This is a genomic window from Pectobacterium polonicum (assembly GCF_005497185.1).
Lineage (GTDB): Bacteria > Pseudomonadota > Gammaproteobacteria > Enterobacterales > Enterobacteriaceae > Pectobacterium > Pectobacterium polonicum.
In genome coordinates this window covers 1-6,614 of record NZ_RJTN01000045.1, presented here as the reverse complement: position 1 = coordinate 6,614, position 6,614 = coordinate 1, and the positions used below count along the sequence as shown (strand labels likewise).

Sequence of the window (6,614 nt, the reverse complement as noted above, 5' to 3'; positions counted from 1 at the left end):
CCTTTTTCGTATGGTCATACATAGACCACCTCTATATTTTCTGCGCTGAAAATACCGAGCTGGTTAAACGCAATATCAACCTGAGCATTCACCGCAGATGCTGCCGACATCCCTACACCGATCGACTGAACAAATCCGCTGCCAGCGACAATGTAGTTAACTGGGGTATACAACCGCCCCGCCCCAACATCCTCACCAATTCGAAATCCCGTCTTTGCAAATCCGGTTGTTTGCTCAAACCCGATGTTCGAATACTCAACGATAGAGCGTTTTATTTCGTCATCATCAAATCGCCGATCGCTGGAGATGCTGACGCGAACAAAGATAGGAATAAACTCCGGCCGGAAAAACGTAGCATTAAACGGGTTTCCGCCTGGCGTAACCGTATCAGTGCTGATTTTGTTCGGGATGCTGCTGTTATAGCGATTCAGCCCGCAGCCGGGATTTTTCCGTTTCGCGATCGCTGCGACAATATCTGCAGGTTCGCCGCCGTCAATGACGATCGCCAGTGAATGCCCCTCGACGCCATTTTCATCCGGTGCGGACTCAGTGTTTTCATAAATACGGACCTGTTTCATTCCTTCCAGATTGACCAAAGCCGCATAAATATTGTCGAGCTGGTTATTGCCGGGGAACGCAACAGACTCATTGCGACGAACGCGAAACGCATTATCTGATTCCTCATCACGTCCGAGCGATGCGGGGTTTGCGTTGGTAACGGCGGTAATGCCACCGATCGGCGTGGCAATGATAGACAGGTTATTGCTGTTTCCCGCCTGACTGCCAGCGGTTGTGCATGTAACGTTAGCTGTTGCCATGCCGCCGCTGCTGGTTTCCACTGTGCTATCTGTTGCCCACAGCGTGCCGGTAATCCGATTTCGCACCAGAGTACCGGCAGGAATTTCAACAAGCGGCGTGCCAGTGAATGTCACTGTAACAGTTGAGAATGTACTATCTCGGCGCGTAATACCCGCGAACGCCGCTATGCGATCGAGCTGTTGCCCAATCGCTGAATTGGGATCGGCTGAGTGATAGGCACTGATAATAGCCTCGTCCAAATTCGCCAGTGTTTCACACCATGCAGCGATAATGAGGCCATCCGGCGATTCTGGATTGATATTCCAGCCGTCATCAATATCAAGATAGCGCTGGCGCATAACGGCAACATAGCTGTTTAACGTCTGCCCGCTCACGCCATCTTTGGTAATTTCAGCCATCAGATAATTTCCTCATCAAACAACAATTCAAACTGCTCGTTATTGATGTCCACTAGCGATGCGTAAATTGTGATTTTTCGCGTGGTCTGGTCGATGTTGAACTCAAATCGAGTGAGGCCAATTACGCCCGGAGCAGTCAGGATCCGCTGCTTAATACTGGCTGCGGCAATGTCTACCTGTGTTTTACCGAGAATTGATTGAAACCACGGCGTCCCCTCTGCGGCATTGAGAAAATATTCACCGAGAAACAACCGCAGCCTCCTGATGATCCCTTGCCGTGTAGCCTCTTTTCCCGTTGCGAAATGTTCGCCGTGCGTGACAATGTCGCCGTCTATAAAATTACGAATCATGATTAGCGCCCATAAAAAAGCCCCAGCGATGCCGGGGCGTGAATGTGGTTTCAAACTTATTGAGGGCCGTCAGATATCCCACTGCCGCGCTCAACACCTCCGTGCGCGTGATCATCAAACTCAATATCACCAACAGCCAGGCCACCAGTGGTAACCTCTGTCCGTCCATCCAGCGTTGTTTTGCCGCTGTGCGTTATCCCTTCGGGCGAAACCGTCAACGAAACGCCGCCACATGTCAGGGCTATCCCTCCATCTGTCAGGTGGATGCGCACAGAGCCGTCACGATTACTCATGCCCACACCGGATGTGGGTAGGTTGGGAATCGCGGTTTTCAGTGACCGATAACCGGGTGAGAAAAACGCATCACTAGCACTGAACATTTCGGGGCCGGTTGGCGGTACCGGACCGCCCATATCGAGCCACGCATCGACAGATCGCTGACTGAAATGAATATACCCCTCAGTACCAGCCGGTAGCTCATGAAACACAACCCACTCCGCAGAACCAGAGAATTGCACAGGGACGTTAACCAGCAGTGGAAGTGTTTGAATTGAGCCGTCACTCATTCTTCTTTGAATGCCGCATTCGACCTGAGCGCGTTGTTTATTTGGGTCGTATGCCACAACATGGCCGGGCATGCCAACCATCAAATCCCCGATCATGTTCATGCTGGCGGATTGAATAGCTGAAAATAGCGGATTCGTGCTTTTCATTATGCAGCGCTCCACTGGCACCGAAACGTTGTACGCCAGTCGTCATTCCAGAAATCACCCTGATGCGTCGTTGATAGCACCCTAAATGAACCGGTTCGACGTTGAATATTCGACGTGTCATTTAGTCCGGTGTTGTACATGCCGCTGTAGTTGATAGTCCAAAAATCAGAACGGATTTTTATCAAATCGCCAGGTTGGATGATGTGGTTAAGGCGCGCGTCAACCTCAAGGTCTTTCTGGTACCAGCGCGGGTAACTCTCCATGCCGTTATCTGAATTCAGCTCGTAGGTTGTTGGCCGTGTGGCTCCATCACGAATCAGTGTGGTTTTAGTGTCCGACAGCAGCCAGTCATAACGCCACGCCGATTTCATAGCGTTTAAAAAATTCCTGCTTGATGTATGAGGCAGCGTGTAGCCATGGTTAAACATCGGCAGATCGGAGAAATCACCAACGGTTTCGATCGGTGGACCGAACGATCGCGCCACGTCCTGCAGTATTTCTATTGCCTGCGTCTTCTCGCCCCACGTCTTTCCGATAGTGGCGTCAGCCCAGATCACCGACCAGCAGTTTAGGCGCAGATAAACGTTCACACCATCGCGCCCCACTTCAACGCTATTTATCTGCCCGGAGAATAATTCCCCGGATGATTCGTCGTATCCAGCCGTCAGGCGGACGGTACCGAAACGCTGGCGAGTTTCATCGAATTTCTGTATCAGTTGCCGATACTGATCAGACACGCCGTAAATCATAATCATGGCCGTGGCGACCTGATTCATTGGCATATTAGTGATCAGAAATTTAACCTGTGTCGGTGGCTCACACGTTAATTTATTCCCCTCTGCTGATGTCACCTCGAGGTTATACGTTCGCCCGAATAATCTAGTCATTTGGGTACCATCTCAGATTGTTTGTGACACCGAGGTTTTCCATTGTTGGTGTTTCGCCATTCAGCACCAATCTGCCGATGTCAGTATTCAGCCCCGCTAATAAATTGACGCCAACGTGCAAGCCTCGACCCAACGTGATCGGATTACCCATCGCATCACGAATATCTACGACAAAATAACCGTATCGAGTGAGCCAACGCACATTGAACCGTAGCGTTGCGTTATTGAGCGTTGACGTAAACGAGAAATCAGCCAGGCCGCGCGTGAGGGGGACTATTTTCATTGCGGTGTTACCTCGCCTAAATTAACGTTCGCCTGCCCCTGAGTAGCCGCCGAGTCTCCAGCAGGTAGATTCCGGTTTGTAGTCGTGGCGCTGTCATTTCTGTTTTTTATCAGAAGCGCTCGCATTTCTACGACGATCTCCTGCCCCCCTTCGTTCTGTTTGTTTTTCTGGACTCGCGTGTTAGTAATGATCATGTCGTCGTAGGATGAATTAACGCCGACAACCGTCAGAATCGACTTTTCAACCTGTAGCTTTCGGATTTCCAGCAGTGCCGACTCAGACCGCTTACTCCCTGACGCGGCAAACGCTAAGCCCGCCGATGCTGCCAGTCCGGCCAGCGCTGCCGCACCACCTCCTAGAATCGAACCGACAGCGCCGACTGCAACACCAGCACCGATCCCCGCAATCCCAGAAAACTGACCAGCCTCAGCCATTAGCTCCTTTACTGGGTTATCAGATATAGCGACCGTCATCGTTACTGTCATCGGACGGGTAACGGCGTTGTCATTCGCTGTTTGACCGGTCTCTAACGGATACTCGCTAACATCCGTCCTCAGTTCGCTGGATTCCTCCAATATTGCATCAAAAAAAATCCCGCCGATTTCTGGGCGGGACTTATCGAACACTCCGACGATTGACATGATTACCACCCACTATTGTTAAATGAGCGCTCCAGATTTTCTCCAGCTGTTGTTAGCGCCTTTGCAATTGAATCCTCAACCTGTTGCTCATTAAGCCCCAAACCGGAAATGTTTTGCTCTACATGCATTGTGACGCTGGTTGGTTTTGATGATTCGGAGCGGCTTACTGATGGGTTGTATGGCGCAGCATCGCGTTGATAGCTGTAACCAGGCAGATAATACGACTCCATTTCAGCCTGGCTGCGTTTTGGCTGTGCATAAGGTGATGATGGCAGTGACGCCCATACGCCACCGAGATTATTCGTTGCCGTCATGAAATCACCGTTCAATACGTTATCCAACTGCCCCGCCCGCTGAATAAGCCATAATGCGGCCATGTCCTGGCTTTGCGGCGAAAAATCTTTTAGCCCCAGCGCCGCTGCGGCCTCATCCCATGATTTTTGTGTGAACTGATAACGGCCTGCCGCCGATGTTTTATTCCACGTCCCGTCTGTCTGCTGGAAGTCTTTTAACTGGCGCGGGTGGTCAGATAGGCTGGAAATCTGTCCACCACCGAACATGGTGTGATAACCGGAATTCATATAGCCACTCGTCCCCTCGGCGCGGGATATCGCATCAAGATACGATCGGGCATTTGGGTTATTGAGTGCGGAATGTAGTGAACTACCCTGCGGTAAGTGTGTTTGGGAGGCAAGTCTTCTTACCTCTTCCTCGGGACCAAGTATCCCACGCATCATGGCGTCATTCCTGCGAAGATGGTTCCTGAATTTAATACCCCGATCTTCAGCGTCATCCATCACATCGCTATACAGTTCCAGTGGGGATTTCTTTCCCATAATCTCACGCCTAGTGAAATTATTTGCATCCTCCTCGGGACCAAGTAATTTACGCATGGTTGCGTCGTTGCGGCGCAAGTGGTTCCTGAATTCGATCCCTCTCTTTTCAGCATCATTCATTATGTCGTCGTACCAACTGCCAGACGTTACTTTATCTACAATCCCGTTAATTGTTCCTCTGTTTTTATCAACGAATTGATTTATATCACCGAGCATTTTATTCAGGTTTTCTAAGAGCGGACCGCCAATCTGATAAGAAAGAATCTCAAAGTTACGACCGATTTTTGCCATTTCATCATTAAATATTTGCGCATTTTTCAATAGCGCATCATCAATTGGGTATGTCATTTTATTTGACATTTTCATTGTTTCGTCAAAAAAACCGCTACCCATCTCCATTAATCTGGTTATTGGAGAGTCCCGCCCAAACCCTCCCCCTTCGCGCAGGAATGATTGCTGGTCGTGATTCATTTTTGAATAAGAACTGATCAGGTATTTTAACCCCTCCTCCTGACCCATTCGGGAGAATTCAGTTGGATTGAATGCCTCCCCCCAGTAAGCCTTATCATTTAATTCCCCGAACCTGGCCTTTCTTTGCAGCTCAGGGATCATCTTTGCAATATCGTGCGCGGATTCAGGGGAGAGATTAAGCCTGCGCATTGCAAATTCAAGTCCCTGAATTTGTCTGATCGTAAAGCCGGTATTGTCGCTCAGCCTCTTCATTTCCAATGCTGAGTTAGCTATCCCTGATGTCAGCGCTTTAAAGCCTAACCCAGCACCAGTGGCGGCGGCGAGTTGCATCATCCCATCAGTGACGCCTTTTATCGCGTCAGCGCCTTTTTGAAATGATTTAGCATCCGTTTCAAGACCAAGTGACACCAGTAACGAATCTATGGTTTCAGCCATTCCGCTATCTCCAAGCATTAAAAAACCCGCTCAATGGCGGGTTATCTCATATTCATATTTTGGCTAATTTGCTTTCTTATATTGCCAAACATAAATAGCACATGAAAAAAAATCTAGCTCGCTGCCATATGATGGACAATATTGAAAGGCATCATCCGGAATCGATTTATCTCGCGTTAGTGTTAGCCACATGCGCAAGCCTTTAGCCACCGATGCAACACATTCGTTATATTCAAACTCACCACCTTTCCACCACGGCGCTTGACAGAGAGTCACATCAGAAACTAAAGCAAGGTGCAAAATTCCACTTTGATCATTTCCGAAAAATGTTTTTCTCCCATTAATTTTTGTGTTAATCGGTTGATGACCATCAATCTGACAGGTGATGTTTTCGCCGTTCACTATGTCAATGAGCCTGTCTACAGCTTTCCGCCCATTTCGTGAAAAATAGCAGCGCTGAACCGGAATTGCCGCTATGCGATCCGATTCTGCTTTTTCAGCTTCCTTTTCTTTTCTTTCATACTCTGCTTTGGTTAATTCGAACGATTCTTTTGCTATCCGGCTTTTTTCAGCCATCATGGCATTCCATTTTTTATCCTGCTCAATCCTCTCGCTGGTAAGTCCTTGCGAGCAACCAGAGATAAAAAGAATCAAAGCAAATGCTTTCAATACCCTCACATCCTTGCCCTCATTACACAGATCTGTAGGAAGATTATCGGCCACGTCAGCCCAACCTTTACGCTGGTATTTTGTCAGGATTTCGCGTCGTCGGGAACGGTGG

At 49.0% G+C, this 6,614-nt stretch carries 7 protein-coding genes and 1 pseudogene; all 8 read right to left on the bottom strand.

Annotated elements, in window-relative coordinates; genetic code table 11:
- Window positions 1-14: 14 nt before the first annotated feature.
- Window positions 15-1,217, bottom strand: coding sequence for a baseplate J/gp47 family protein (locus tag EDI29_RS22285; protein WP_137741895.1), 1,203 nt, complete (start codon window positions 1,215-1,217; stop codon window positions 15-17).
- Complete coding sequence (locus tag EDI29_RS22280) at window positions 1,217-1,567, bottom strand: contractile injection system sheath initiator (protein WP_137741896.1); 351 nt, start codon at window positions 1,565-1,567, stop codon at window positions 1,217-1,219. Before EDI29_RS22280 ends, EDI29_RS22285 begins: the two co-directional genes overlap by 1 nt.
- Before the next feature lie 56 nt (window positions 1,568-1,623).
- Window positions 1,624-2,280: a Gp138 family membrane-puncturing spike protein gene (locus EDI29_RS22275; protein WP_137742631.1), complete on the bottom strand. Its 657-nt coding sequence runs from the start codon at window positions 2,278-2,280 to the stop codon at window positions 1,624-1,626.
- On the bottom strand, window positions 2,280-3,167 hold the full coding sequence (locus tag EDI29_RS22270; protein WP_137742630.1) for a phage protein: 888 nt from the start codon (window positions 3,165-3,167) through the stop codon (window positions 2,280-2,282). Before EDI29_RS22270 ends, EDI29_RS22275 begins: the two co-directional genes overlap by 1 nt.
- Entirely contained in the window at window positions 3,160-3,450 is a 291-nt protein-coding gene (locus tag EDI29_RS22265) for a phage baseplate plug family protein (protein ID WP_137742629.1), read from the bottom strand. Before EDI29_RS22265 ends, EDI29_RS22270 begins: the two co-directional genes overlap by 8 nt.
- A complete protein-coding gene (locus tag EDI29_RS22260) occupies window positions 3,447-4,091 on the bottom strand; it encodes a phage baseplate protein (RefSeq protein ID WP_137742628.1) in 645 nt (214 codons plus the stop codon). The genes EDI29_RS22265 and EDI29_RS22260 overlap by 4 nt, the downstream gene beginning before the upstream one ends.
- A gap of 2 nt (window positions 4,092-4,093) precedes the next feature.
- A complete protein-coding gene (locus tag EDI29_RS22255; RefSeq protein ID WP_137742627.1) occupies window positions 4,094-5,833 on the bottom strand; it encodes a glycoside hydrolase family 24 protein in 1,740 nt (579 codons plus the stop codon).
- A 63-nt stretch (window positions 5,834-5,896) separates the two neighbouring features.
- Window positions 5,897-6,614: pseudogene (locus EDI29_RS22250) on the bottom strand (hypothetical protein); the annotation flags it as partial.